Origin of the sequence: Pseudomonas sp. RC10-4-2 (assembly GCF_050433085.1) — a bacterium.
GTDB classification, from domain to species: domain Bacteria; phylum Pseudomonadota; class Gammaproteobacteria; order Pseudomonadales; family Pseudomonadaceae; genus Pseudomonas; species Pseudomonas aeruginosa.
The window spans coordinates 184,800-211,536 of sequence record NZ_JBNPXX010000005.1; the positions used below are offsets into that span (position 1 = coordinate 184,800).

The 26,737-nt window shown below is 67.5% G+C and carries 26 protein-coding genes; 13 read left to right on the top strand and 13 right to left on the bottom strand.

The window, feature by feature from the left end; all coding sequences use genetic code 11:
* Window positions 1–6 precede the first annotated feature (6 nt).
* Window positions 7–732: a dienelactone hydrolase family protein gene (locus FHW81_RS22145; protein WP_003114260.1), complete on the top strand. Its 726-nt coding sequence runs from the start codon at window positions 7–9 to the stop codon at window positions 730–732.
* Between the two features lie 10 nt (window positions 733–742).
* On the opposite strand, the gene panB is transcribed toward FHW81_RS22145, so the two are convergent.
* Entirely contained in the window at window positions 743–1,564 is an 822-nt protein-coding gene (panB, locus tag FHW81_RS22150; protein ID WP_023090657.1) for a 3-methyl-2-oxobutanoate hydroxymethyltransferase, read from the bottom strand.
* A gap of 80 nt (window positions 1,565–1,644) precedes the next feature.
* Between panB and FHW81_RS22155 the strand changes: the two genes are divergently transcribed.
* The gene (locus FHW81_RS22155) at window positions 1,645–2,427 is read left to right on the top strand and encodes an AraC family transcriptional regulator (RefSeq protein ID WP_003117756.1); all 783 of its coding nucleotides are present in this window, start codon (window positions 1,645–1,647) and stop codon (window positions 2,425–2,427) included.
* Window positions 2,428–2,437: 10 nt separating this feature from the next.
* Here the strand turns inward: FHW81_RS22155 and FHW81_RS22160 are convergent, their stop codons facing one another.
* From FHW81_RS22160 to FHW81_RS22180, 5 genes are all read right to left on the bottom strand, one after another.
* Window positions 2,438–3,739 (bottom strand): cytochrome c, encoded by a 1,302-nt coding sequence (locus tag FHW81_RS22160; RefSeq protein WP_016253591.1) that lies wholly within the window; start codon window positions 3,737–3,739, stop codon window positions 2,438–2,440.
* A 49-nt stretch (window positions 3,740–3,788) separates the two neighbouring features.
* Window positions 3,789–6,035 carry a xanthine dehydrogenase family protein molybdopterin-binding subunit gene (locus tag FHW81_RS22165; RefSeq protein WP_016253590.1) on the bottom strand — a complete coding sequence of 749 codons (2,247 nt, stop codon included), beginning with the start codon at window positions 6,033–6,035 and terminating at the stop codon, window positions 3,789–3,791.
* Complete coding sequence (locus FHW81_RS22170) at window positions 6,032–6,523, bottom strand: (2Fe-2S)-binding protein (RefSeq protein ID WP_003097907.1); 492 nt, start codon at window positions 6,521–6,523, stop codon at window positions 6,032–6,034. The genes FHW81_RS22165 and FHW81_RS22170 overlap by 4 nt, the downstream gene beginning before the upstream one ends.
* A 207-nt stretch (window positions 6,524–6,730) precedes the next feature.
* Entirely contained in the window at window positions 6,731–7,153 is a 423-nt protein-coding gene (locus FHW81_RS22175; RefSeq protein ID WP_003087460.1) for a MarR family winged helix-turn-helix transcriptional regulator, read from the bottom strand.
* Between the two features lie 38 nt (window positions 7,154–7,191).
* On the bottom strand, window positions 7,192–8,097 hold the full coding sequence (locus FHW81_RS22180; RefSeq protein WP_024928692.1) for a substrate-binding periplasmic protein: 906 nt from the start codon (window positions 8,095–8,097) through the stop codon (window positions 7,192–7,194).
* Between FHW81_RS22180 and FHW81_RS22185 the strand changes: the two genes are divergently transcribed.
* Entirely contained in the window at window positions 8,096–9,130 is a 1,035-nt protein-coding gene (locus FHW81_RS22185; RefSeq protein WP_003097898.1) for an amidohydrolase family protein, read from the top strand. The two genes, FHW81_RS22180 and FHW81_RS22185, sit on opposite strands and share 2 nt — an antisense overlap.
* 68 nt (window positions 9,131–9,198) lie before the next feature.
* On the top strand, window positions 9,199–9,675 hold the full coding sequence (locus FHW81_RS22190; RefSeq protein WP_003087466.1) for a DUF3859 domain-containing protein: 477 nt from the start codon (window positions 9,199–9,201) through the stop codon (window positions 9,673–9,675).
* Between the two features lie 140 nt (window positions 9,676–9,815).
* On the opposite strand, the gene FHW81_RS22195 is transcribed toward FHW81_RS22190, so the two are convergent.
* From FHW81_RS22195 to FHW81_RS22225, 7 genes are all read right to left on the bottom strand, one after another.
* Window positions 9,816–10,256 carry a winged helix-turn-helix transcriptional regulator gene (locus tag FHW81_RS22195; protein ID WP_003087468.1) on the bottom strand — a complete coding sequence of 147 codons (441 nt, stop codon included), beginning with the start codon at window positions 10,254–10,256 and terminating at the stop codon, window positions 9,816–9,818.
* A 105-nt stretch (window positions 10,257–10,361) separates the two neighbouring features.
* Window positions 10,362–11,987 carry a methyl-accepting chemotaxis protein gene (locus FHW81_RS22200; RefSeq protein WP_031643031.1) on the bottom strand — a complete coding sequence of 542 codons (1,626 nt, stop codon included), beginning with the start codon at window positions 11,985–11,987 and terminating at the stop codon, window positions 10,362–10,364.
* A gap of 154 nt (window positions 11,988–12,141) precedes the next feature.
* Window positions 12,142–13,359, bottom strand: a complete 1,218-nt coding sequence (gene fabB / locus FHW81_RS22205; RefSeq protein ID WP_003097892.1) for a beta-ketoacyl-ACP synthase I — start codon at window positions 13,357–13,359, stop codon at window positions 12,142–12,144.
* An 11-nt stretch (window positions 13,360–13,370) separates the two neighbouring features.
* On the bottom strand, window positions 13,371–13,886 hold the full coding sequence (gene fabA, locus FHW81_RS22210) for a 3-hydroxyacyl-[acyl-carrier-protein] dehydratase FabA (RefSeq protein WP_003087475.1): 516 nt from the start codon (window positions 13,884–13,886) through the stop codon (window positions 13,371–13,373).
* Window positions 13,887–14,074: 188 nt separating this feature from the next.
* Window positions 14,075–16,030: an ATP-binding protein gene (locus FHW81_RS22215; RefSeq protein ID WP_003097889.1), complete on the bottom strand. Its 1,956-nt coding sequence runs from the start codon at window positions 16,028–16,030 to the stop codon at window positions 14,075–14,077.
* A complete protein-coding gene (locus FHW81_RS22220) occupies window positions 16,027–16,785 on the bottom strand; it encodes an ABC transporter substrate-binding protein (RefSeq protein WP_003120435.1) in 759 nt (252 codons plus the stop codon). Before FHW81_RS22220 ends, FHW81_RS22215 begins: the two co-directional genes overlap by 4 nt.
* Window positions 16,786–16,956: 171 nt before the next feature.
* Window positions 16,957–19,065, bottom strand: coding sequence for a TonB-dependent receptor plug domain-containing protein (locus FHW81_RS22225; RefSeq protein ID WP_003097885.1), 2,109 nt, complete (start codon window positions 19,063–19,065; stop codon window positions 16,957–16,959).
* A 150-nt stretch (window positions 19,066–19,215) separates the two neighbouring features.
* Between FHW81_RS22225 and FHW81_RS22230 the strand changes: the two genes are divergently transcribed.
* The 9 genes from FHW81_RS22230 (at window position 19,216) to FHW81_RS22270 (ending at window position 26,670) form a co-directional block, all read left to right on the top strand.
* Window positions 19,216–20,238, top strand: a complete 1,023-nt coding sequence (locus FHW81_RS22230) for an NAD(P)H-dependent glycerol-3-phosphate dehydrogenase (protein ID WP_033973238.1) — start codon at window positions 19,216–19,218, stop codon at window positions 20,236–20,238.
* Window positions 20,239–20,251: 13 nt separating this feature from the next.
* Complete coding sequence (locus FHW81_RS22235) at window positions 20,252–20,593, top strand: DUF4389 domain-containing protein (RefSeq protein WP_003114251.1); 342 nt, start codon at window positions 20,252–20,254, stop codon at window positions 20,591–20,593.
* Entirely contained in the window at window positions 20,590–21,054 is a 465-nt protein-coding gene (gene sixA, locus FHW81_RS22240; protein WP_003117751.1) for a phosphohistidine phosphatase SixA, read from the top strand. The genes FHW81_RS22235 and sixA overlap by 4 nt, the downstream gene beginning before the upstream one ends.
* A gap of 126 nt (window positions 21,055–21,180) precedes the next feature.
* A complete protein-coding gene (locus FHW81_RS22245) occupies window positions 21,181–22,848 on the top strand; it encodes an AMP-binding protein (RefSeq protein WP_106120589.1) in 1,668 nt (555 codons plus the stop codon).
* Between the two features lie 49 nt (window positions 22,849–22,897).
* Window positions 22,898–23,335 carry a hotdog fold thioesterase gene (locus FHW81_RS22250; RefSeq protein WP_003087490.1) on the top strand — a complete coding sequence of 146 codons (438 nt, stop codon included), beginning with the start codon at window positions 22,898–22,900 and terminating at the stop codon, window positions 23,333–23,335.
* 57 nt (window positions 23,336–23,392) lie between these two features.
* A complete protein-coding gene (locus tag FHW81_RS22255) occupies window positions 23,393–24,217 on the top strand; it encodes an AraC family transcriptional regulator (RefSeq protein ID WP_003097872.1) in 825 nt (274 codons plus the stop codon).
* A gap of 40 nt (window positions 24,218–24,257) precedes the next feature.
* Window positions 24,258–24,899 carry a LysE family translocator gene (locus FHW81_RS22260; protein WP_003122890.1) on the top strand — a complete coding sequence of 214 codons (642 nt, stop codon included), beginning with the start codon at window positions 24,258–24,260 and terminating at the stop codon, window positions 24,897–24,899.
* Between the two features lie 101 nt (window positions 24,900–25,000).
* Window positions 25,001–25,813 (top strand): alpha/beta fold hydrolase, encoded by an 813-nt coding sequence (locus tag FHW81_RS22265; RefSeq protein ID WP_003097869.1) that lies wholly within the window; start codon window positions 25,001–25,003, stop codon window positions 25,811–25,813.
* On the top strand, window positions 25,810–26,670 hold the full coding sequence (locus FHW81_RS22270) for an alpha/beta fold hydrolase (RefSeq protein ID WP_003097867.1): 861 nt from the start codon (window positions 25,810–25,812) through the stop codon (window positions 26,668–26,670). The genes FHW81_RS22265 and FHW81_RS22270 overlap by 4 nt, the downstream gene beginning before the upstream one ends.
* Window positions 26,671–26,737: the final 67 nt, after the last annotated feature.

Genomic DNA, 26,737 nt, shown 5'->3' on the forward strand with positions numbered 1-26,737 from the left:
GTACCCATGAGTGAGATTCGTGTAGAGCCGGTCGCCTACGACATCGATGGGCAGCCGTACGAAGGTCAACTGGTGTACGACGCCAGCCACGCGGGGCCGCGCCCGGGCCTGCTGATGGCGCCGAACTGGATGGGCGTGAGCGCCGCCGCGCTGGACATCGCCCGGCAGGTCGCCGGCCGTGGGCACGTGGTGCTGGTGGCGGACCTCTACGGCAGGGACGTGCGTCCGCAGAACGGCGACGAGGCGGGCGCGGCGATGATGCCGCTGAAGAACGACCGGGCCCTGCTGCGCAAGCGCATGCAGGCAGCGCTGGCGGCCTTGCGCGGACAGGCGCTCGCGGCTGTCGATACGACCCGCCAGGCTGCCTTCGGTTTCTGCTTCGGCGGTTGCTGCGCGCTGGAGCTGGCTCGCGACGGCGCCGAGCTGAAGGCCTTCGTGTCCTTCCATGGCACCCTGGATACGCCGGACCCGGCGCATGCCAGGAACATCAAGGGCGCGGTACTGGTCCTCGACGGCGCCTCCGATCCGCTGGTGCCGCGCGAGCAGTTGCCGGCCTTCGCCAGGGAGATGACCGATGCCGGCGTCGACTGGCAGCTCACCAGCTACGGCGGCGCGGTGCATTCCTTCACCGATCCGAACGCCAAGCTGCCGGGCAAGATGCACTATGACGCCAGGACCTCCCGGCGTGCCTTCCAGGCGATGGACGACCTGCTGGCGGAAGTCTTCGCCTGAGACCGCCGGCTCACTCGCGCATGGCGAAGCAATGCCTGGCCTCGGGGAAGCGCCGTTCGCGCACGTCCTCGGCGAAGCGCCGGGCCGCCTCGTCGATTTCCCGGTCGAGGCGCGCGTAGCGTTCGACGAAGCGCGGTACCTGTTCGCCGCTTAGCCCGAGCAGGTCCTCGCTGACCAGTACCTGGCCGTCGCAGGCCGGCGAGGCGCCGATACCGATGCAGGGGATCGCCAGTTCTTCGCTAAGGCGACGGGCCAGCGGCTCGCCTACGCCTTCGATGACCACCGCGAAGGCGCCGCCGCGCTGCATGGCGAGGCCGTCGCGGCGTACCCGTTCTGCGCTTTCCGGGTCACGCCCCTGGGCCTTGAAGCCGCCCATGGCGTTGACCTGCTGCGGCATCAGGCCGATATGGGCGAGCACCGGTATGCCACGGCGTACCAGGAAGTCCACGGTTTCTTCCATTTCCTCACCGCCTTCCAGCTTCACCGCCTGGGCGCCGCTGTCGGCCAGCAGGCGTGCGGCGTTGCGGAACGCCTGTCGGGGCGATTCCTGGTAGCTGGCGAACGGCAAGTCGGCCACCACGCAGGCGCGCCGACTGCCGCGCATCACCGCCAGGGTGTGGGCGACCATCATCTCCAGGCTCACTCCCAGGGTGCTGGGCATGCCATAGAGCACCATGCCCAGCGAATCGCCGACCAGCAGCAGGTCGGCATGCGGATCGAGGAGGCGGGCCATGGGCGTGCTGTAGGCGGTCAGCGCCACCAGGCTGCCGGCACCCTTGCGGCGCTGGATATCGGGAACGGACAGGCGATGTTGCGGGCGATGAGTGCTCATGGCGTGGCTCCGGTTTGTCTATGGGGAGCCACACGCTACCATCGGCCGCGTACCGCTCACTCGACGGATGGGGACAACCGATGCCGCAAACGGGACAAGAACGCGACCTGCCGCGATTCCGCAGCCTGCCCTGCGCGGTGTACCTGCGCGCCTTCGAGATGCCCGCCGGGCACCGGGTGGAGATGCACGAGCACCCCTGGGGCCAACTGATGTACGCCGCCAGCGGCACCTTGCGCGCCAGCACCGAGCGGCACAGCTATCTGGTGCCGGCGCAGCGGGCGCTGTGGATTCCGCCGGGCGTCCGGCACGCCGCGGAGGCTTGCAACCCTGTGCTGTTCCGCAGTCTCTACCTGGATCGTTCGCTGCCCGGCGGTTGCCGGGTACTGGAGGTGTCCGGCCTGCTGCGCGAACTGTTGCTGCGGGCGGCGGAGTTTCCCCGTGAATATCCGCCGGGTGGCGAGGCCGAGCGTCTCATGCAGGTGGTCGCCGATGAGGTCGGGCGCCTTCGCGAGGCGCCGCTGAACCTGCCGTTGCCTGGCGACCCGCGCTTGCGCCGGATCACCGACGCGCTACAGGCGGATCCCGCCGATCCGCGCGGCATCTCGGATTGGGCGGGACTGGTGGGGGCGTCCCGACGGACCCTGGCGCGGTTGTTCCGCGAGCAGACCCAGTTGTCGTTTCGCGAGTGGCGCCAGCGCCTGCGTCTGCTCAACGCGGTCGCCGCGCTGGAGGAGGGCGCCAGCGTGACGCGGGTGGCCAGCGACCTTGGCTACGACTCCACCTCGGCGTTCATCAGCCTGTTCCAGCGTCATTTCGGCCAGACCCCCGGTTGCTTCGCCCGCTCCCTGCGCTTGCCCAACTGAGCCGCATGCTTCAGGGCGCCGCCTGTCGGCGCAGGCTTGCCGCCTTGGCCGCGAGGTCCGGCCAGGCGGGCTTGCCGGCGAAACGCTCGCGCAGGTAGTTGGCCAGGGCGGCGACTTGCCGGTCGTCGAGGCTGTGGCGGAAGCCGGGCATATAGCCGAGGTCGCCGGTGGCCGGGCTGTGGATGCCGTCGAGGATGATCCGCAGCAGGTTGTCCGGGCTGTCCGCATGCACATTGCTGTTCAGCGCCAGGGATGGACGCACGCCGAAGAAGCGCGGTCCGTCGCCGTCATGGTGGCAGGCCAGGCAGGCCCCGGCGAACAGGCGCGCGCCGCTGCCGCTGGGCGGTTGCACGCGGCCGTAGCCCTGCCGGTCGAGGCGTTGCGCCTGTTGCTGATCGGTTTCCCCGGCCGGGGCAGCGGCGTAGGACGCAAGGTAATGGGCCAGGGCCCGCAGGTCCTCGTCCGGCTGCTTGGCCAGGCCTTCGCCGACCACTGGCGCCATCGGCCCGCTGGCGACCCCGTGGTAGGCCGAATAGCCGTGGCGGAGGTAGGCGTAGAGGGCCTCCTCGCTCCAGGCGATGGGCGCCGGCGAACTGGCGTTCAAGGCTGGCGCGGTCCAGCCCTCCGCCTCGCCGCCGGCGAAGTGCGCGCTGCCGGACTTTTCCGCGCCGAGCGCATTGCGCGGCGAGTGGCAGGCGCTGCAATGGCCGAGGCCTTCGGCGAGATAGGCACCGCGGTTCCATTGCTGGTTGCGCGTCGGCTCGTCGCGGTAGGCGCCGGGCTCCAGGAACAGCAGGTTCCAGCCGGCCATCAGCTGGCGTTGGTCGAAGGGGAACGGCAGCTGGTTGGCAGGCGTTTCGCTGTGCACCGCCGGCTGGCTCATCAGGTAGGCGTACAGGGCCTTCAGGTCTTCGTCGCGAGTCCTGGTGAAGGCGGTGTAAGGGAACGCCGGATACAGGTAGCTGCCGTCGCGGGCCACGCCATGCCGCATGGCCCGCTCGAAGGCGGGGTAGGACCAGCCACCGATGCCGCTCGCGCGATCCGGCGTGAGGTTGCTGCTGTAGATCGTCCCGAACGGCGTCGGCAAGGCCCGTCCGCCGGCGTTGCGCGGGCCGCCTTCGCGAGTGTGGCAGACCGCGCAGTCGCCGAGGGCGGCGAGGCGTTCGCCGCGGGCGATCTGCTCGGCGCTGAAGGGACCGGGTGTGCCTTCCAGTGGCCCGATGGCCGGTTGCCAGGCGTAGCCGAGGGCGATGGCGGCGAGCGCGACGAGGCTGCCGGAGGCCCAGAGGCCGATGCGTGTTGCCTTCTTCATCTGTCAGTCATCCACTGCGCGGGGCGCCGCGGCGCCCCGGGGAAAAGGATCAGGCCTGCGCGCTGCGCAGCGCCGCGAGTACGCGTTCCGGAGTGAACGGCACCTGTCGCAGGCGCGCCCCGGTAGCGTCGAAGATCGCATTGGCGATGGCCGCGGCGCTGGGCACCGAGGCTGACTCGCCAGCGCCCATCGGTGGCTGCTCGGGGCGGTCGAGCAGCAGTACGTCGATCTCCGGCAGTTCGGGGAAGCCGAGGATCGGGTAGCCGCCCCATTCCAGGCTGGTGACGCCACGGCGGTCGAAGGTGGCGAACTCCTTGAGTACCCGGCTGGTGGACTGGATGACGTTGCCGTGGACCTGGTGCCTGACCCCATCGGGATTGACCATCTGCCCGCAGTCATGGGCGACCCAGACCTTGGCGACGCGCACCGCGCCGTTCTCCGGGTTCACCTCGACGTCGACGATCCAGGCGGCCCAGGCGGCGCCGAAACCGGGAAACTTGCTGTGGAAGTAGCGCGCATAGGCGAAGCCGCGTCCCTTCAGCAAGCCGTCCCGGCGCGCCTCTGGGTTGGGGGAGGTGCGTGGCTGCCAGCCGGCGCGGGCGACCAGGGCGTCGATCAGCGCCAGGGCGCGCTGGTCGTCCAGGTAGCGGCGGCGGAAGGCGATGGGGTCGATGCCGGCCAGGTGCGCCAGTTCGTCGATGTAGGACTCATGGGCGAACACGTTCGGCAGCGCCGAGACGCCGCGCATCCAGGACGCGCGGACGATGGGGGCGGCGTCGTTGGCCACCACCCGCATCCGCGGGTAGCGGTATTGCGGGATCGCGGTGCGGTCGCCCATGTCGGCCACCTGCGGGGTGGCCGGGATCCGCCCGGTGAGGAGCAGGGCCAGGGTCGGCGCGCCGTTGGAGGGGTAGCAGGTGGCGAAGTCGTAGGCCGCCACCCGGCCTTGCTCGTCGAGACCGCCGCGGACCTCGATCAGTTGCGCGGTGCCTTTCGGTTCCCAGCCATGTTCCTGTTCGCGCATCAGTTGTACCCGCACCGGCCGGCCCACTGCCTGCGCCAGGAGCACGGCGTCGGCGCTGACGTCGTCGGCGCCGTTGCGTCCGTAGCAGCCGGCGGCTTCCATGCGAATCACCTCGATGTCCCCGGTCTCGCGCTGCAGCAGCCTGGCCAGGTCGTTGCGCAGGTCGTGCGGGTTCTGCGTGCCGGACCAGACGCGAGCGCGCTGCGCATCGACCTCGGCGAGGGCGCAGGAAGGGCCGATGGAGGCGTGCAACTGGTAGGGCCAGACATAGGTGGCCGACAGCGGCCGGGCGATGCCCGCGAGGTGCTGCTCGAGACCGGGTGAGTCGTGCAGCGTGCGTGGCTTCTTCGGATGCCGGCGAAGCGTGTCCTCGAGCCGGTCGGGTTCCAGCGGCGGCAGGCCCTGCCAGTCCTTCCAGCGCACCTTGAGCTGGCGCGCGGCGCGGATCGCCTGCTCCTCGCGTTCGCAGACCACGCCGACGAAGTCGCCGATCACGACCACCTTGACCAGCCCCGGCAGCCCGGCGACCGAGCTTTCGTCCACCGCCAGCAGGCCGCTGCCGAGCGGGGCGCTGACATCCGCGCCGGTATAGGGCGGGCGTACCACTCGCCCATGCAGCATGCCGGGCAAGCGCATGTCGTGGACATAGGTCAGTTGACCGGTCAGCTTCGCCGGGATGTCCACCCGACGCACCGGCTTGCCGACCAGACGGTACTCGCTGCGCGGCTTGAGCGGCGCCTTGCCGTCGATGTTCAGGTTGAAGCGCTGGCCTCGCAGCAACTCGCCGTAGCCGATCCGTCGCTGCGGATTGGCGGCGGCGAAGACCTGGCCGTTTTCGCTGCGCAGGCTGTCCGGATGCACCGGGAAATGGCTTCCGGCCTGGCGCAGGAGGAAGCGCCGGGCTTCGGCGGCGGCCTGGCGCAGCGGCACGGCGCTGACCTGGATGCTGGCGCTGGCGATGGTCGGCCCCTGGTCCGGTGTACGACGGGTGTCGCCGAGGATCATCTCGACCTGCTCGAACGCGACGTCCAACTCTTCGGCGACGATCTGCGCCAGTGCCGTGCGGATGCCGGTACCAAGGTCGACGTGGCCGCAGAAGGCGGTGACCTTGCCGTCCGCGGCAATGGCGATGAACGAGTCGACCTGGTCCAGCGGCAGGTCGGTGGCGCCCTGCTCGGCAAGGGCGAGCAGCGGGGCGGGCAGGTTGACGGTGACCAGCAGCAGGCCGCCGGCCTTGAGGAAGCCGCGTCGCGAGGGATTGGCCAGGCTCATGCCGGGTGCTCCTCCTGATGCTCCTTCAGGCTCTCGGCGGCACGCCGCACGGCCTTGAGAATCTCCACATGGGTGCCGCAGCGACACAGGTTGTAGGCCAATTCCTGGCGGATCTCGCCGTCGCTGGGGTTCGGGTTGCGATCCAGCAACGCCTTGGCGGTCATCACCATGCCGTTGATGCAGTAGCCGCATTGGGCGGCCTGTTCGTCGATGAAGGCCTGTTGCAGCGGATGGGGATGGGCGGCATCGCCGAGTCCTTCGAGGGTAACCACCCGGCGGCCTACGGCGGCCTCCACCGGGGTGATGCAGGAGCGGGTGGCGACGCCATCCATCAGCACGGTGCAGGCGCCGCACTCGCCGAGGCCGCAGCCGAACTTGGGACCGTTCAGTTGCAGGTCGTTGCGCAGGACATAGAGCAGGGGGGTATCGGGGGCGACATCGAGGCGCAGGGACTGACCGTTGACGGTCAGGGCAAGGGCATCGCTCATGGCGGTTTCTCCCCATGCCGGCGGCATGGCTGTTCATCAGGCGGATATCCCGTCAGCCGTGCCTGGTAGCATGCGGCTATGCGGGAATTTGTTTGTATACAAACATGTTATGAACGCCTGCGGTGAACTGTCAATGGCAGGCCGCTACGACGAAAGGCGCAGCTCCGGACGACGTAACGCGGAAAAAAAGGATAGACCGCAATGGCCTCAGGTCAGGCGAGCGAGCAACCCGCGCAGGGTTTCCTGTTCTTGCGGGGAGAGGGGAGCCAAGGCCTGCCGGTTGATCTCGCGGGCGGCCGCCAGGCCGGCCTCGAGTTCGGCGCGTCCGGCAGGACTGAGGCTGACCAGCAGGCGCCGGCCGTCGTCCGGATCGGCGCTGCGCTGGATCAGTCCCCGTTTGTCCAGGCGCTCGACGACGCCCTTGATGGTCGCGGCGTCCATGGCGGTGAGCCGGCCGAGCTGGTTCTGCGGGCAGGGTCCGGTCTCGCCGAGGCGGACCAGGGCGGCCCACTGGGTGGGTGTCAGGCCGTTGCCGATGCCATTGGCGAACAACGCTGCATAGCGCTGGTTGGCCTGGCGCAGGATGAAGCCGATCTGGTCGTCGAGGCGGTACGGGGTGGTACGGGACATGCTGGGCATCGGTGGTGGCGTGAAGGCCTCATTCTAGCTCACGGCCGGTACCAGAGTGCCTCGCGCTGAAAAGGAGTTTTTCTTGGAAGATAGGGGTTTTTCAGCTCGATTATTCTCCGCTGCCGAAGGGCAAGCTTTTCCAGCCGCGTCTTGAAATGTCGCTCGAACAGCCGTTCGAAGCTACCGTCGGCAATCGCCTTCTCCAGGCCCTGGCGAATGGCCTCGGCCAGTTCCGGGCGTTGACGCGAAACGAAGAAATAGAAGGCCGCGGGGTAGTGCAGGGCCAGGTGCTGGTCGATCGCCAGGTGCAGCCCGGCGCGGGAGGCGTCCTCCAGTTCTCCGTCGATCACTACGACCTCGCGGGGGAAGACCTCGAAGCGGCCGGCATCGAGCATGCGGAACAGGCTCTCGTAGTTCTGGCTGGTCTTCACCTCCAGGCCGTTGGCGCGCAGGATCGGTGTGTCGGCCCAGTCCTGGCGCTGGCCGAAGCGCAGGCGGCGGAGATCGTCGAGGGTCCGCACCGAGGCCAGGATATCCTTGTTGGCGGCGCTGACCAGGGGAATGCGCCAGCCGATCAGGCCGCGATAGATCGGAATGCGGATCGGCAGCAGGGTCTCTTCCAGGTCGTCGCGGGACTGCGCCCACATCACCTGCAGGCCCGGATCGTCCTGCTCCAGGCGCAGTTGCGCACGGGACTGCGGCATGGGCTGCGCGCTGGGCTCCAGGCGGTAGTCGCCGCCGCTCCTGGCCAGCGCCAGTTGCAGCAGCTCGACGACGTAGGGTTCGGGGTTGCGCCCTTCGGAATGGCGCGGATAGATCACCCGTTCGCCAGCCCCGGCATGCCAGGCCAGCAGGCCGAACAGCAGGGCCAGCCAGCGGAGCGGCGAACCCTGGCCGAGCGGCAGCGGTCTATGTTCACTCAGGCCTATCAGGAGGAATGCCATGGCTGGCCCCCGTACGCGTGCCCTGTTTTCGACATTGTTCGCCCTGTCCCTGGTGACATCCTTGACCCATGCCAGGGATTATCGCTACAGCGACGCTCACGTGCACTATGTGGATTTCTTCCAGGAAAGCGAAGGCATGCCGCGGCTGCTGGAGGCGATGGACAAAGGCCGGGTCGACCATGTGATGCTCAGCGGCGTCGCGGTCGCCAAGAAATGGCACGAGGACGAGCCGAAGCGGCCGCGCTACTACGCTGGTGACGATGCCGGAGCCTATTGGTACAGCGCCACCGACGTGATCGTGGCGGCGGCGGTGAAATCCCTGCCAGCCGAGCAGCGGCGGCGCGTGCATCCGTTCCTGACCGGTTTCAACCCGACCGACAAGAACGCCGACGCGCACATCCGTCGCATGCTGGAGCTGGACCCGGGACTCTGGCAGGGCATCGGCGAGATCTTTACCCGTCACGACGACCTCACCGCGCTGACCTACGGCGACGTGCCGAGGGCCAACAACGAGGCGCTGGCGCGGGTCTATCACCTGGCCGCCGAATTCGACCTGCCGGTGTTGCTGCACGCCAACGTCACTTCCAAGCGCGAACGCAACCCGCTGTACCTGGCGGAAATCGAGGAGCCCCTGCGCAATCACCCGCATGTGCGGTTCATCTGGGCCCATGCCGGGACCAGCATGGAGATCCATCGCCACCAGAAGAAACTGGACTTCCTCCTGCCGACCCTTCGGCGTCTGCTACAGCGCTACCCGAACCTCTACATCGACCTGTCCTGGTCGGTGTTGCGCCCGTACCTGCTGGACGAGCAGGGCAAGCCCGATCCGCAGTGGCTGGCACTGGTCGAGCGGTTTCCGCAACGCTTCATGCTCGGTTCCGATGTGGTCGGCCAGTTCGACAGCCTGCCCGAGTTGATGGCGAGCTTCGATCCGTTCCTCGACGCCTTGCCCGAGCAGGTCGCTCGCCAGGTGGCGCGGGACAACTTTCTGGCGGTGCTGCCGCGCCAGCCCGCCGATCCGCGAGGCGAATAACCCGGATTCGTCATCAGTCTGTCATGCCGGCGTCATAGGCTCGCGCCAGTCCCATCCAGGAGTGAGTCATGTCCTTCATCCGTTCTTGCATCAGTCGTTCCGTCTTCCTGCTCGGCGCCGGCGTCGCCGTGGCGGCGCAGGCCGAGGTGCGTATCGACGGCCCCATCGAATATGGCGTGTTCGAAAGCCGCTACCAGGATTTCCAGCCCGGCGAACGGGTATTGACCCGTAGCGAGCAGAACATCCAGCAGACCACCGAAGTCCCGGCCAAGCTCGGCACCAAGTTCGGCATGCGTTATCAACTCAGCGGCAAGCAGGAAGGCGATACGCCTTTGACGCTGCTCTACCTCACCCCGGGCGTGGTCACTCCGGATGGTCAGCGGCATGACAAGTTCGAAGTGGTGCAGAAGCTGGTGCCGGGCGCGCCGACCGATGTCATGGCCTACGAATTCACCGAGCCGCACGAAGTGGTGAAGGGCGAATGGCGGTTGATGGTGTTCCAGGGCGATCGCCTGCTGGCGGAGAAATCCTTCGACGTGCGCTGAGCGCGAGCCATGCAAAGCGCTGGTTTTCTTGTGTGGCGTGGATAACGCGGGGGCGCCATTCGCTCTACCGGGCAAGGGTTGCCTGCGTGCGGTAGGGCGGCGTACGAACGGATGCCGACGGTAGCCTGTTCGTCCTTCGATCAGTCCCTGCTGACCCGGGTATCTTCCGCGGCGAGCGGACTGCCGTCGCCGGCGCGTACCTGCAGGCGCGGCACCGGCTGGCCGCTGTCGCGCTCGACCAGGCGGACATGGGATTCGTCCGGGGCGAAGAAATAGTCCTCGCCCCACTGCCGAATCGCCACCAGCAGGGGGAAGAGCGCGCGTCCCTTGTCAGTCAGGCGGTATTCCTGGTGACTGCCGCTTTCGGCCGGGACCGCCACCATCACGCCGTGCTCCACCAGGTTGCGCAGGCGCGCCGCCAGGATGTTCTTGGCCAGGCCGAGGCTCTTCTGGAATTCGCCGAAGCGCGTCAGTCCTTCGAAGGCATCGCGCACGATGAGCATCGACCAGCCGTCGCCGATCACGTCCAGCGGGCGGGCGACTGGACAACTGGCTTGCTTGTGGCTGGTGCGCTTGACCATCTGGGCGGCTCCGGAGGGGGAGAGGATCGGGTTTCATGGTAAAACCCGGGCTTCACGCTGGGCAACCGGAGGAAGTGCGCCGCCGTGAGACGGCGCACGGCATGGTCAGACGACGAAGCGGGTGACCATGTTGTTCAGGTCGATGGCCAGTTGCGACAGTTCCTGGCTGGCGGCGGCGGTCTGGTTGGAGCCGGCGGACGTCTGCAGCGAGATGTCGCGGATGTTCACCAGGTTGCGGTCGACCTCGCGGGCCACCTGGGCCTGCTGCTCGGAGGCGCTGGCGATCACCAGGGTACGCTCGTTGATCTGGCCGACCCGCTCCGCGATCTCGTTCAGCGCCAGGCCGGCGGCTTCGGCGATCTCCAGCATGTTGCGGGCGCGTACGCTGCTGCTGTCCATGGCGCCGACCGCGGCGCCGGTGCCTTCCTGGATGTTGGCGATCATCTGCTCGATCTCGCGGGTGGATTCCTGGGTGCGATGGGCGAGGGCGCGAACCTCGTCGGCGACCACGGCGAAACCGCGGCCCTGCTCGCCGGCGCGAGCCGCCTCGATGGCCGCGTTGAGCGCCAGGAGATTGGTCTGTTCGGCGATACCGCGGATCACGTCGAGGACCTTGGAAATGTCCTGGGCCTTTTCCGCCAGGCCGCCGACCAGCGCCGAGGTATTGTCCACTTCTTCGCTCATCAGGCGGATCGCCTGGACCGTCTCCAGTACCCGCTGGCGTCCGTTCTGCGCCGATTGCTCGGAGGCGGACGAGGCGTCCGAGGTGGAGCTGGCGTTGCGCGCCACTTCCTCGACGGCGGCGGTCATCTCGTTGACCGCGGTGGCGGCCATCTGGATTTCGTCGTTCTGCTGGGTCAGCGAGCGGTTGCCCTGCTCGGTGACGGCGCTGAGTTCCTCCGCGGCGGAGGCCAGTTGGGTCGCCGAGCTGCCGATCTGCTGGATGGTCTGGCGCAGTTGTGCCTGCATGCCCTGGAGGGCGACCAGCAGCTTGGCCGGTTCGTCGCGGCCAGAGGTGTCGATGCGGCTGGTGAGGTCGCCGGAAGCGATCACCTCGGCCACTCGCAGCGCCTCGCCGATCGGTTGGGTGATGCTGCGGGTGAACAGCCAGGCCAGTATCACGGTAGCGAGGCCGGCGACCAGCAGTACGCCGATCACTGCGGCGAAGGCGCTGTCATAGACCTCATCGGCCGTGTGGCTGGCCTGGCTGGCGCCCTTGACGTTGAAGTCGATCAGCGCCTGCAGTTGCTGCTGGGTGGCGCGGTACTGGTCGAGCAAGGTGCTTTCGGTGTACTGGCGGGTCTCTTCCAGCGGCTTGCTGCGCGACATCTGCACCAGGGTCTGCTGGCTTTGCAGGAGCGTCTGCCGGGTAGCCAGGTAGCGCTCGTAGATCGAGCGCTCGTCGGCACCACTGATCAGCCGTTGGTAGGCGCCCTCGCGATCGGTCAGTTCCTTGCCGATTTCCGTCATGCGGCTTTCCAGGAAGCGCTTGCTGCTATCGTCCGCCGCCAGCACATGGGCCAGTTGCACCTGCCGCAGTTCGGCGAGCAGAACGTTCAACTCGGCGCTTTCGCGGACGCTAGGCAGCCAGTTGTCGCTGATGTCCGAAGAGGCTTCGTTGAGCGAACCCATCCGGTTCAGGGAAAAGATGCCGGTGATGACCAGCAGAGCGGTGATCAGGGCGAAACTCAGGGCGGCACGGGTCGCGATGGGCATACTGCGCAAAGACATGATGGCGGATTCCAGGGGGCAGGAAGAGGGACGGGGCTGACTAGTACTATCGGCAGGCAGGGCGGGAGGTTTAGCCCGTTCATGCAGTCCGGGTAAAGAAACGCTGGGTACAAAAAAGCGCCCCGGAGGGCGCTTCATGCGGCGATGGAGGGAATCAACCCTGCCAGCGCTTGAGGACCAGGGTGGCGTTGGTGCCGCCGAAGCCGAAGCTGTTGCTCATGACGGTATCGAGCTTGGCGTTCTCGCGGGTCTCGCGGAGAATCGGCAGGTCGGCCACTTCCGGGTCGAGTTCGTCGATGTTGGCGGAGCCGGCGATGAAGCCGCCCTCCATCATCAGCAGGCAATAGATCGCCTCGTGCACGCCGGCGGCGCCCAGCGAGTGGCCGGACAGGCTCTTCGTCGAGCTGATGGCCGGCGCCTTGTCACCGAACACTTCGCGCACGCCTCGGATCTCGGCGACGTCGCCGACCGGGGTGGAGGTGCCGTGGGTGTTCAGGTAGTCGATCGGCGCGTCGACGGTGGCCAGCGCCTGCTGCATGCAGCGGATCGCGCCTTCGCCGCTCGGGGCGACCATGTCGTAGCCGTCGGAGGTGGCGCCGTAGCCGACGATCTCGGCGTAGATCTTGGCGCCGCGCTTGAGCGCATGCTCCAGCTCCTCGACCACCACCATGCCGCCGCCGCCGGCGATGACGAAGCCGTCACGCTTGGCGTCGTAGGCGCGGGATGCCTTTTCCGGCGTGTCGTTGTACTGGGTGGAGAGGGCGCCCATGGCGTCGAACAGGCAGCTCTGGCTCCAGTGTTCCTCTTCGCCGCCGCCGGCGAAGACCACGTCCTGCTTGCCCAACTGGATCTGTTCCATGGCTTGGCCGATGCAATGGGCGCTGGTGGCGCAGGCGGAGGAGATCGAGTAGTTGACGCCCTTGATCTGGAACGGTGTGGCCAGGCAGGCCGATACGGTGCTGCCCATGGTGCGGGTCACGCGGTATGGGCCGATGCGCTTGACGCCTTTCTCGCGCAGGGTGTCGATGGCTTCCATCTGGTTCAGGGTGGAAGCGCCGCCGGAGCCGGCGATCAGGCCGGTGCGGGGGTTGGAAATCTGTTCCGGAGTCAGGCCGGAGTCCTTGATCGCCTGCTCCATCGCCAGGTAGGCGTAGGCGGCGGCATCGCCCATGAAGCGGAAGACCTTGCGATCGATCAGCTCTTCGAGGTTCAGGTCGACCGAACCGGAAACGTGGCTGCGCAGGCCCATCTCGGCGTAGGACGGATTGAAGCGAATGCCGGGCCGACCCGCACGGAGGTTGGCGGAAACGGTGTCTTTGTCATTGCCGAGGCAGGAAACGATGCCCAGACCGGTGATAACGACGCGACGCATGCGGATAACCCTTAGAAGCTGTCAGTGGAGGTGAACAGGCCGACGCGGAGGCCTTCGGCACTGTAGATTTCGCGGCCATCGACGCTGACGGTGCCGTCGGCGATGGCCAGGACCAGCGAACGATTGATCGTGCGCTTGATATGAATGTTATACGTGACCTTCTTCGCTGTCGGCAGAACCTGACCGAAGAACTTCACTTCGCCCGAACCCAGGGCGCGGCCGCGGCCGGGGTTGCCCTGCCAGCCGAGGTAGAAACCGACCAGCTGCCACATGGCATCCAGGCCCAGGCAACCGGGCATGACCGGATCGCCTTCGAAGTGACAGGCGAAGAACCACAGGTCCGGGTTGATATCCAGCTCGGCGACCAGCTCGCCCTTGCCATACTTGCCGCCGACATCGCTGATGTGAACGATGCGATCGATCATCAGCATGTTGGGGGCGGGAAGTTGCGCGTTACCCGGGCCGAACAGCTCGCCGCGACTGCAGCGCAGCAGGTCTTCTCGGGTGAAGGCGTGTTGTTTGGTCATGCGAGCTCCTCAAAAATCCCTGAACTGCAGGGTTGTGGCGGTTCGTCCAGCGGCCGTCGCGCCGGGTTATTGTATCGGCGTCGCAGCGGCAGCCTAGTCATAGACTGTTGCGTTGCGGTGAAAGTCACAGTGTCCGGCGAACAGATGTTCACTTTATTCCCGCGTCCGCTTGCCGCCCTTGTCGTAGATCATTCCGGCTCCCCTCGTCCGGTTTCGTTCGATGTCACGGGGAGTTCCGGCTGCGAGCCGATCCAGCGTTGCAGTATGCGTTGCAATTCCGCCCGTTTGAATGGCTTGGCCAGGTAATCGTTCATTCCCGCCTGCAGGCAGTTCTCCCGATCGCCCTGCAGGGCGTTGGCGGTCAGGGCGATGATCGGTACCTGCCGGCCGTTCTCCTGGGCCCTGATTTCCCGTGTCGCCGAGTAGCCGTCGAGCACCGGCAGGCGGCAGTCCATCAGGATCGCGTCGTAGCGCTGGCGCTCGGCGCTGCGTACCGCCTGGATACCGTCGGCGACCAGGGTGACGCGATAGCCGAGGCTGCGCAACATGGCTTCTATGACTGTCTGGTTCACCGGATTGTCCTCGACCAGGAGGATTTCCTGACCGGCGGCGACCGGGGCAGCGTCGCCGGCGGCCTGCTGCCGGTGCGCCGGCGACTGCTGGAAGGGCAGCGGAATCTCCAGGGTGAAGGTCGATCCCGAGCCTTCCTTGCTCTCTGCCTGCAGGGTGCCGCCCATCCGTTCCGCCAGGGTCCTGGCGATCGCCAGGCCGAGCCCGGTGCCGCCGTAGCGTCGGGAAATCGACGAATCCGCCTGCTGGAAGGCGTCGAACATATGTTCCAGGCGTTCCGGCGAGATGCCGATGCCGCTGTCGTGCACCGCGCAGGTCAGCCACAGTACGTCGTGATCGAGAGCCTGCCACTCCAGGCTGAGATGGATGGCGCCTTCCTCGGTGAACTTCAGCGCATTACCCAGCAGATTCACCAGGATCTGTCGGATCCGCGTCGGATCGCCGCAGACCTCGATATTCTCCAGGCCGGCCTGGATCTGCAATTCCAGCGCCAGTCCGCGTTGCTGGGCGCTGTGCTGGAACACCAGGGCGGAGCCTTGCACCAGTTCCAGCAGGTTGAAGGGGATGCACTCCAGTTCAAGCGCGCCGCGTTCGATCCTTGAGAAATCGAGAATGTCGTTGATGACCTTCAGCAGGTGTTCGGTGGACTCGGTGGCCAGCGCCGTGTACTCGGCCTGTTCGCGGGTCTGCTCGGTGGTTTCCAGCAGTTGCAGCATGCCCAGCACGCCATTCATCGGGGTGCGAAGCTCGTGGCTCATCATCGCCAGGAAGTCGGACTTCGCCCGGTTCGCCTGCTCCGCTTCCTCGCGGGCGCTGATCAATTGGCTGATCGCCTGTTCCTGTTCCCGGCTCGCGCGGTCCAGCCCGCTGGCGAGATTGTTGATGTGACGGGCCAGGTCGCCGATCTCGCCGTCGTCGAGGATCGGCAGGCTGGTCTTGTAGTCGCCGCTCTGGATCGCCTCGACCGCCTGGCCCATGGTACTGATCGGCGCCGACAGGCGCTGCGCCAGGCGGCGCGCGACGAGGAAGGTGAGGATCAGGGCGAAGGCGGCCAGCAGGGCGGCCTTCAGGAGGATTTCCTGTTGCCGCTGGCTGAAGGCGTCGTTGGACATGCCGACCACCACCCGGCCGAGGTAGTCCTCGCCGGACTGGCCGTCGCCTTCGCTGGCGCCATCCAGCAGCGGGTCGCTGGCCAGGGCGATACGCTGGCGCTGGATGGTGGAGTGGAAGATGTCGATCGGCGCGGCGTTCTGCAACGCGCCGGGCAACTGTTCGACGTACACCAGGATATTGTCGTTGCGGTCGCGTACCTCGATGAAGCGCACATGCGGGGTGTCGAGGGTGGCCTGCAGCAGCTTCTGCAGCACGGGCGTGTTGCCGGCGATCACGCCGTATTCGGCGGCCGGCGCCAACTGGTCGGCGATCAACTGGCCGGTATGGGTCAGTTCCTGGCGCAGGTCCTGCAGGCGCGAGTAGGTGAAGTAGGCGGTGAGCAACAGGGTCAGCAGCAGCGCCGGGCCCAGGCTGATCGCCAGCATGCGGGTACGGATGTCCCAGCCGTGGCGCTGGCTCATGGTTCTTCTCCTTCGGCGAGGCGCCGGCCGAGGTCGGCGTCGCTGGCCAGGTCGATACCCAGGGAACGGGCTACCTGCCGATTGCCGAGCACCTTGAAATGCCCTGGATAGAGGCTGAGGGGCCAGTGCCTGGGCGCCTGGCCGAGCAATTCGTCGAGGGTGTCCAGCCAATCCTCCTGGTCGCTGTAGCTGCTCGCCAGGCTGCCGGCCTTGACGAAGGCTGCGGTGGGGCCGAGCAGCGCGCGGTTCTTGGCGTAGCTTCCGAGCAGCAGGCTCTTGATGCTCTGCGAGTTGTACAGCTGTTTGTCGTCGATGCCGAGCAGCAGGTCACTATTGCCGAGCAGGAACTGCAGCGGGCGCGGGTCGTCGTTGCCGCTGCTGCTGGCGACGAACAGCTGGAGCCCCTGGCTGCGGGCCTCGCGGCGAAGCTCGTCGAGGAGGAATTCGCTGTCCTTGCCGTAGAGCACGCCGATGCGCTGGATGCCCGGCAGGATCAGGCGCGCCAGGCGGAGCTGGCGGGACGCCGGCGGGTCGCTCCAGAGTACGCAGAGACCTCCGACGCCGTGTCCGCCATGTCCGTTGGCGCCTGGCAGCAGGCGCTGGCCATCGACCCGGTTGAGCAGCAGCGCCAGGGTCGGCGGCGCCCGGTGCTGGCGCAGGCGCCAGGCCAGGGCCTCGGGGCCGAGCAGGAGCAGGCGGGTGTCGTCGGCGAAGACCATCCCCTCCGCCAGGGCCGCGGGCGTGCGCAGTTCCACCTGGTCCTGCGGCCGTCGCTGCGCCAGGGCATCGCGAAAGGCGTTCACCGCGGCCCCCTGGTTGGCGCTGACCAGGACCAGTTGCGCGGCCTCGCCGACATGCGGGAGACAGCAGAAGACGAGCGCGAGCAGCGCCTGGAAAGCCCGGCGGGCGGGGCGCAAGCGACGCATCTAGAACGTCACCTCGGCGCTGAAGTAGAGCAGGTGGCGGCTGTCGTAGCGGTTGTCGGGAAACGTCAGCGGTTCGTCGTCGAGACGCTGCTGGAGCACGCCGGCCAGTTCCAGGGCGGCCTTGCCCAGGGGAATGCGCTTGGCCAGGCGCAGGTCGACGCGTTCGAAACGATGTCCATTGAGCGAGTCGTCGCCATAATAGAAGAGGGCGCTGGACCAGCCTTGGCCCCAGTCGTGCATCCAGCCGGCCGAGCCGCCGTGGCGGGCGGTCAGGCGCCGGTCGTAGCGACTGGTGGCGTCGTAGTCGAGATAGGCGTAGGTGGCGCGCAGGCGGTCGCGTAGGCCCAAGCGCCAGTCGAGCTGGCCTTCCGCGCCGGAGAAGCGGATGCGATCGCCGTTGTCCGGACTGAAGTCGACGACGCTGAGCGGATCGCTGATCAGTCCGGTGATTTCCTCGTGGAACAGGCGTACATCCACGGCCAGCCCGGTCTCGCGGAAAAAACCGTTGTAGCCGATCTCGCGCGAACGGGTGTGTTCCTTGCCCAGGTCGCCGGGGCCGTGGGCGCTGGCGAAGTAGTAGGCTTCGCTCTGCCCATAGGGCGCCGGTGTCAGGTGGCGGACCCGGTAGCGCCAGTCGACGTCGTTTTCGTACATGCCCGGTGACCGCACTGCCTCCGAATAGACCGCGCGCAGGCTGTGCTGGGGGTTGAACAGGTAGTTCACCGCCAGCCGCGGGCTGAACGAACTGCCGGAGCCCTCGACGTCTTCGAGCATCCCCCCGCCCTGCAGCAGCCAGTGTTCGCCGGCATGCCACTCCAATTGGCTGAACAGCCGCCAGATCTGGCTGCTGACCCTGCCGCCGTAGAAGGTCTCGGAGTTTGCCTGGTCGTAGCGGTAGCTCAGGCCGTTCAGCAGGCGCAGGTTGTCGCCCAGGCTGAGGGTGTCCTGCATCTCCAGGTCGTAGCGGCTTTCCCGGATGTTGCGGTCGACCCGTCCGCAGACCGGGCGCAGTCCGCCGTTGCGTAGCTGGTCGAGGACCTGGGTCGCCAGTTGCAACTCCTGGGCGCTGCCGGGCGGCAGCCGGGTCGGATCGTCGGCGAACCTGCGCAGGTAGTCCGGGTTCAGTTCCCAGAGCTGCGCCAGTTGCGGGCTGAAGGCAATGGCCGCCTCGCAGGCGTTCCATTCCTGCCGGCGCTCCCAGTGCTGTGCGTAGCCTTGTATATAGAAGCTGTGGCGCGGGTCGAGGTCGACATTCCAGCGCAGCGAACCGGCATAGTCGTGGGCGAGCGTATCGGAGTTGTCGATGTCGTCGGGAACCTGGGGAAACGGCGAGCGATAGGCGTAGGGGTGCTGGTTCGAGCCTTCCTTGGCCGCCAGTTGCCACTCCAGGCTCTGGTTCGGCGCCAGGCTGTGGCTGGCGTTGAGGTTGAAGCGGCTGAGCCGGCGGCCGTCGCGCAGGGCGTGACCGTCGTGGTCGCGGTCGAAGCCGTCGTCTTCCTGGCCGGACAGCGACAGGCGGAAGTCGCTGTCTTCCAGGGCGATGCTCTGGCTGGCGTACCAGTCGCGGATGCCGCGCTGGCCCGCCGTGTACTTCAGGCGCGTGCCGGGCGACTCGCCGGGGGCGCGGGTGATGATGTTGATCACCCCCATCAATGCGTTGGCGCCGTAGCTGACGGTATTCGGCCCACGGAACACTTCGATCCGCTCGACATCCTCGAGGGCCAGCGGCAGGTCGCTCCAGTCGACGCTGGCAAGGCCCGGGCGGTACACCGAGCGGCCGTCGATCAGCACCTGCAGGCGCCGCGCCCCCGACATGCTGGTGCCGTGGTAGTTGACCGTGGGCTGGTTGCCGGACAGGTAGCCGACCATCATGCCCGGGACCAGGCGCATCAGTTCGGGAATGTCGCGGGCGCCGCTGGCGACGATCAGCTCGCGGTCGAGCACGCTGATGCTGCCGGGAACTTCCGCCGGGGATTGTTTCAGGCGTGTCGCGGTCAATACTTCGGGAACGCCGCTGGGATCGTTGAACAGGTCGGCGGCCGCGAGCTTGCCGCCGAACAGCAGGGCCAGCAGGGTCAGGGAGGCGGGAGCACGTGAAGCGATGGGCACGGAACGACCTTGTTCTCGATAGGTATTGTCTGGCCCGGGCATGGTAAACGAGGCGCGGGCTTTTGCCAGCGCCGGCGTCAAGACTGGTCGGCCGGCTGGCCGACCGTATAATGGCGTGATTGCCGCGTGGCGGCCAGAAATGGATGAATCATGACAGAGCAGCAACCGATTGCCGTGCTCGGCGGCGGCAGTTTCGGCACCGCCATCGCCAACCTGCTGGCCGAGAACGGCCAGGCGGTCCGCCAGTGGATGCGCGACCCGGAGCAGGCCGAGGCGATCCGCAGCCGACGCGAGAACCCGCGCTACCTGAAAGGGGTCAAGGTGCATCCCGGGGTCGAGCCGGTCACCGACCTGGAGCGCACCCTGGCCGATTGCCAACTGATCTTCGTCGCCTTGCCCTCCAGCGCCCTGCGCAAGGTGCTGCAACCACACCAGGCGGCATTGACGGACAAGCTGCTGGTGAGCCTGACCAAGGGCATCGAGGCGCACACCTTCAAGCTGATGAGTGAGATCCTCGAGGAAATCGCCCCGCAAGCCCGCATCGGGGTGATTTCCGGCCCGAACCTGGCGCGCGAGATCGCAGAGCACGAGCTGACCGCCACGGTGGTCGCCAGCGAGGACGACGAGCTGTGCGCCCGCGTCCAGGCGGCCCTGCACGGCCGCACCTTCCGCGTCTACGCCAGCCGCGACCGCTTCGGCGTGGAACTCGGCGGTGCGCTGAAGAACGTCTACGCGATCATGGCCGGCCTGGCCGCGGCGATGGACATGGGCGAGAACACCCGCAGCATGCTGATTACCCGCGCGCTGGCGGAAATGACCCGGTTCGCCGTCAAGCTCGGTGCCAACCCGATGACCTTTCTCGGCCTCGCCGGCGTCGGCGACCTGATCGTCACCTGTTCCTCGCCGAAGAGCCGCAACTACCAGGTCGGCCACGCCCTCGGCGAGGGGCTCAGCCTGGAGGAGGCGGTATCGCGCCTGGGCGAGACCGCGGAGGGTGTGAACACTCTCAAGGTACTCAAGGAAAAGTCCGACGAGATGCAGGTGTACATGCCGCTGGTCGCCGGTCTCCATGCGATCCTCTTCGAAGGCCGCACCCTGGCGCAGGTCATCCAACTGCTGATGCGCGGCGAGCCGAAGACCGACGTCGATTTCATTCCCACCACCGGCTTCTGACGAGGAGACCGCCATGTCCGCAGACCCGCAAGCACGCGAATCGATCGCCATCCGCATCCTCTGGATGCTGCTGTTCGTCCTGGTCTGGCAGGTCGCCGAACTGCTCCTCGGGGCGGTGGTGGTGATCCAGCTGGTCTACCGACTGATCTACGGCGCGCCGAACGGCAGCCTGATGGCTTTCGGCGATAGCCTCAGCCAGTACCTGGCGCAGATCGGCCGTTTCGGTACCTTCCACAGCGACGAGAAACCCTGGCCGTTCGCCGACTGGCCGACCGCCCGCGCCGCCGAGGGCGAGGCCGCCCACAGCGTGCCGCCCGCCGCGCACCCGGCGCGCGACGAAGAGCCGAAGTTGTGAAGCTCTGGCTGTTGCGCCACGGCGAGGCCGAACCGCACGCCAGCCGGGACTCCGAGCGGCGCCTGACCGCCCATGGACGCAAGGAGGTGCTGCAGAGCGCCGCGCGGCTGGCCGGGTTGCCGCTGGACGGGATTCTCGCCAGCCCCTACGTGCGCGCCCAGCAGACCGCCGAGCTGGTGCGCGAGGCACTGGGGCTGGTCGAGCCGGTCGGCACCGCCCCCTGGTTGACCCCCGACGACGATCCGCGCGAGGTGCTCGGTTTCCTCGACGAGCGCAGCGAGCGCAATCTCCTGCTGGTCAGCCACCAGCCCCTGGTCGGGGCGCTGGGCGGTCTGCTGGTGCATGGCAACCGGCGCGATCCGTTGCCGATGAGCACTGCCTCGCTGGCCGAGCTGGAAGGCGACTTCGCCGCCGCCGGGCTGATGACCCTGGTCTCGCTGCATCACCCACGGCACGGCTAGGAAGCGCCTGGCGCAACGACTACAAACCGAAACATTTCCCGGCTTGCCTGCGGTTGGCTGTGATGGAATATTCGACCAAGCAAGTGCTTGGTCGATCTCCCAGAACAACAACAACGGAGGCGGTACGTGGTCACTGCAAATCGTCTGCCGCTCGAAGTCTTCTTCGAGCGCGAAAAGCGTCACCCGCAACGGCGTTACCTGGTGCAGCCCATCGGCGGCGGCCGGGTCGAGGAGCTGAGCTGGGGCGAGGTGGGCGACCAGGCGCGGCGTGCAGCCGCCTGGTTGCGCAGCCTGGATCTCCCCACCGGCAGCCGTATCGCGATCATCTCGAAGAACTGTGCGCACTGGATCGTCACTGACCTGGCGATCTGGATGGCCGGGCACGTTTCCGTCCCTCTCTATCCCAATCTCACCGCCGAGTCGGCGCGCCAGGTGCTGGAGCATTCCGAGTCGGCGGTGGTCTTCGTCGGCAAGCTCGACGACTGGCCGGCGATGGCGCCCGGAGTCCCCGAGGGCATACCGACCGTGGCCATGCCGTTGCACCCGGAAGGGCGTTTCGACCGCCAGTGGAGCGACCTGCAGGCCTGCGCGCCGCTCGAAGGCGACACGCCGACCGCCGCCGAGCAACTCGCCACCCTGATCTACACCTCCGGAACCACCGGCGTGCCCAAGGGGGTGATGCACAACTTCAGCAGTTTCGCCTTCGCCGCCAGCCGCGGCGTGGAACTGTTCGGCACTCGCGAAGACGACCGGATGCTCTCCTACCTGCCGCTGTGCCATGTGGCGGAGCGGATGTTCGTCGAGATGGGGTCGCTCTACGGGGGAACCACGGTGTTCTTCGCCGAAAGCCTGGACACCTTCGTCGAGGACATGAAGCGTGCGCGGCCGACCCTGCTGTTCGGCGTGCCGCGCATCTGGACCAAGTTCCAGATGGGGGTGTATTCGAAGATGCCGGCGCAGAAGCTCGACCGCCTGCTGAAGCTGCCGATCCTCGGCCGCATCGTCGGTCGCAAGGTGCTCGCCGGGCTAGGCCTGGACGCGGTGCGCTACGCGCTCTGCGGCGCGGCGCCGGTACCCGAGGCGCTGCTGCTCTGGTATCGCCGCCTGGGCCTGGATGTGCTCGAGGTCTACGGGATGACCGAGAACAGCGGTTACTCCCACGTCTGCCGGCCCGGCAGGCAGAAGACCGGCTGGATCGGCCAGAACAGCCCCGGCGTCGAGGTACGCATCAGCGACGAGGGCGAGGTGCAGGTGCGTAGCGGCGCGACCATGGTCGGCTACTACAAGGAGCCGGAGAAGACCGCAGAGGTACTCACCGCCGACGGTTTCCTGCGCACCGGCGACAAGGGCGAGCAGGACGCCGAAGGCAACCTGCGCCTGACCGGGCGGATGAAGGAAATCTTCAAGACCAGCAAGGGCAAGTACGTGGCGCCGGCGCCGATCGAGAACCGCCTGGCGGTACACGATCGCATCGAGCAGGTCTGCGTGGTCGGCGAGGGCCTCAGCGCGCCGTTGGGGCTCTGCGTGCTCTCCGAGGTCGGTCGCCGGGAGGCCCTCAACGGGACCCGCGGGGCGCTGGAAAGCAGCCTGCGGGCGCACCTGGAACAGGTCAACGGTGCGCTTGACAAGCACGAGCGCCTGGTCGGCCTGGTCCTGGTGCAGGAAACCTGGGCGGTGGACAACGGTTTCCTCACGCCGACCTTGAAGATCAAGCGCAATATGGTGGAAGGTGCCTATGGCTCGCGCTTCCACGAATGGGTGGAACGCCGCGAGGCCGTGCTCTGGCACGAATGACTCCCACCGACGGGAAGCCCTTGGCTTCCCCCTTGCGCAAGGAATTCCCATGAGCCTCTGGCGACAAACGCCCGACCTGGAGCAACTGAACGCCTCGCAGAAGAACAGCATCGGCGACCTGCTTGGCATCCGCTTCGAAGCCTTCGACGACGAGTCGCTGACCGCCAGCATGCCGGTCGACTCGCGTACCCACCAGCCGTTCGGCCTGCTGCATGGCGGCGCCTCGGTGGTCCTCGCGGAAAGCCTGGGCTCGATGGCCAGCTACCTGTGCGTCGATACCAGCCAGTACTACTGCGTCGGCCTGGAAGTGAACGCCAACCACCTGCGTGGCCTGCGCAGCGGCCGGGTCACCGCGGTGGCCAGGGCGATCCACCTGGGGCGCACCACCCATGTCTGGGACATCCGCCTCAGTGGCGACGACGGCAAGCCGAGCTGCATCGCCCGCCTGACCATGGCGGTGGTGCCATTGGCGGGCAGGGCGGGCTGAGCGCGGTCCGCAATTTTGTCCAAGATCGTTCCGTCCCGCGGGCGGTAGAGTAGCGGGATGGAACAGATCACCCATCTCAGCAGCGGGATTCCCGGCGTACGCCTGATAGACGCCGAGCACAACCGCTTTTCCTTTCCCCGGCACTTCCACCTGGAGTACCACATCGGCTTGCTGTTGCAGGGCCGGCATCGCTATGCCGCCGGCGGCGAACGGCGCCTGGCCGGGGCCGGCGACGCGTTGCTGATGGCGCCGGAAAGCATCCACGACGGCAGCAGCGCCGGCGAGGAGGGCTACCGTATCCGCGTCCTGGCGCTCGATGCCGACTGGCTGGAGCGCGCCAGCCGTGACTTCAGCGACGGCCGTCGGGGGGCGCCGCGTCTGACCAGTAGCCTGGTCCGCGACGAGCGTCTGCAGCAGCGCCTGCGTCAGTTGCACCTGGGCATGCTCGGCGGAGCGGCGGCGCTGGAGAACCGTCTGGCCCTGGAAGAGCACCTGTGGCAGGCGCTGGCCTGCCTGCTCAGCCTGGGCAGCAGCCTGCGCCTGGAGGAGGGCGACCGGGAAGGCTTCGGCCAGCGCGACTGGACGCGGCTGCGCGACTGGCTGGAGTCGCGCCTGGAGTACCCGCCGAACCTAGAGGAACTGGCCGCCTTCTGCGGCCTGAGCCCCTGGCAGGTGCTGCGGCGCTTCCGCCGTCACTGCGGCCTGCCGCCCCACCAGTGGCTGACCCAACTGCGCCTGGAGCGCGCCTTGCCGCTGGTTCTGCGCGGCGAGCAGCCATTGAGCCAGGTGGCCCAGCAGTTCGGTTTCTACGACCAGGCGCACTTCAGCCGTCTGTTCCGGCGCACCTATGGGTTACCGCCGGCGCGCCTGCGCCAGCGCTGATTCGCGTTTTCCTTTCCGATCCCTTTTTCGTGGAGTAGCCATGCAGGAATTGTCTGTCTTGCTGACCCTGGCGGCGGTGTTCGCCATAGCCCTGGTCAGCCCCGGTCCCGATGTCGCCCTGGTGGTGCGCACGTCCCTGCACCAGGGGCGGCGGGCCGGCCTGGCCAGCGCGCTGGGGCTGGCCTGCGGGATTCTCCTGCATACCACCCTGGTGCTGACCGGCGTGTCGCTGCTGCTCAGCCGTACGCCTGTGCTGTTCGCCATCCTGCAGGCGCTCGGCGCGCTGTACCTGGCCTGGCTCGGCGTCGGCGCGCTGCGCGCCTGGCTGCGGCGCGGTGACGGCCAGCCGGGCCGGCTCGACGGGGCACTGCCGCCGTCGCCCCTGGGGCCCTGGCTGCGCGGAGTGGCGACCAATCTGTTCAATCCCAAGGCGCTGGTGTTCTTCATCGCCTTGCTCGGCAGCCTGATTCCCGCGCAGATGTCGCTCGGCGGCAAACTGGCGGTGGCGGCGCTGCTGTTCGGCATGGGCGCCTGCTGGTTCGGCCTGCTCAGCCTGACCCTTACCCGCCCGGCCCTGCAGGCACGCCTGTTGCGCGCGGTGCCCTGGCTGGACGCGGCCTGCGGGGTGGTGTTCCTGCTGGTGGCGGCGGCGATCCTCGAGCATCTCGTCCGCTCTGCCTGAGGTTTTGGCCGCTTCGCCGTGCAAGGCAGCCGGCAAAGCCATTGCCGCCTCGGCGAGGCTGCCGGAGAATCCCTGGCATCAGCCCTGTCGAGACGTCGCGCATGTCGCAATCGGTTTTCTTCGCCCACGCCAACGGCTTCCCGTCGGCTACCTACGCCAAGCTGTTCGAGGCGTTGGCGCCGGAGTATCGGGTGGATCACCTGGAAATGCACGGGCACGACCCGCGTTTTCCGGTGAACGACAACTGGGACAACCTGGTGGACGAACTGCTGCACCACCTCGCCAGCCTGGAACAGCCGGTCTGGGGCGTCGGCCATTCCCTCGGCGGCGTGCTGCACTACCACGCGGCGCTGCGCCGGCCGGAACTCTACCGCGGCGTGGTGATGCTCGATTCGCCGGTGCTGACCCTCGCCGACCGCCTGGTGATCCGTGCCGCCAAGCGCTTCGGCTTCATCGACCGGATCACTCCGGCCGGGCGCACCCTGGGGCGTCGCGAGGCGTTCCCCGACCTGGAAGAGGCGCGGGCGTACTTCTCCGGCAAGGCGCTGTTCCGCCGCTTCGACCCCGATTGCCTGGAGGCCTACGTACGCCACGGGCTGGCCGACAGCGGCGGCGGTTCCGGCCTGCGCCTGCGCTTCGATCCGGCCACCGAGATCAGCATCTACCGTAGCGTGCCGCACAGCAGCCCGGGGCGTCCACGACAGTTGCAGGTGCCGCTGGCGATGGTGCGCGGGCGGCACAGCAAGGTGGTGTTGCCGCACCACACCCGGCTGATCCGGGCGATGCCGCGCGGCGAGTTCATGTCGCTGCCCGGCGGCCACATGTTCCCGCTGGAGCGCCCGCGGGAAACCGCCGAACTGCTGAAAGGCGTGTTCGATCGCTGGTCGCGGGCGACCGAGGAGCGTTCGGCATGAGCCTGCAGGTCGAGGAAGTACGCATCAGCCTGCCGCACATCGAACTGGCCGCGCATCTGTTCGGTCCGCCGGACGGCAAGCCGGTGATCGCCCTGCATGGCTGGCTGGACAACGCCATGAGCTTCTCGCGCCTGGCGCCGAAGCTCGCCGGGCTGCGTATCGTCGCCCTCGACTTCGCCGGCCACGGGCATTCCGCGCATCGTGCCGAGGGCGCCAGCTACCTGCTCTGGGACTACGCGCTGGACGTGCTGATGGTGGCCGAGCAACTGGGCTGGGAGCGCTTTTCCCTGTTGGGGCACTCGATGGGCGCCATCGTCTCGGTGCTGCTCGCCGGGGCCTTGCCCGAGCGCATCGAGCGGCTGGCGTTGATCGATGGCCTGATTCCCTACACTGGCGAAGCCGACAAGGCGCCGCAGAAGCTCGGCGAAGCGCTGAAGGCGCAACTGGCGCTACGCCACAAGCGCAAGCCGGTCTATGCCGAGCTGGAAAAAGCCGTGGAAGCGCGGATGCGCGGGGTCGGCGAGATCTCCCGGGAGGCCGCCGAACTGCTCGCCCAGCGCGGCCTGGAACCGGTGCCCGGTGGCTATACCTGGCGCACCGACGCGCGCCTGACCCTACCGTCGCCGCTGCGCCTGACCCAGGCCCACGCGCTGAACTTCGTGCGCAGCGTGGAATGCCCGGTCAGCCTGGTACTGGCCGAACAGGGCATGCTGGCGGTGGAGCCGCGCATGCGGGCGCTGCTGGAGACCCTGCCGTTCGAGCGGCACCACCTGCCGGGCGGGCATCACCTGCATCTGGACGACGAGGCCGGGGCGCAGGCGGTGGCCAGGGTCTTCGCGGCCTTCTTCGCGCGCTGAAACACCGGCTTGCCGTTGTTTCCTTGACTATTCCGGGTCCAGCCGTAAGGCTGGACGGATAGTTACG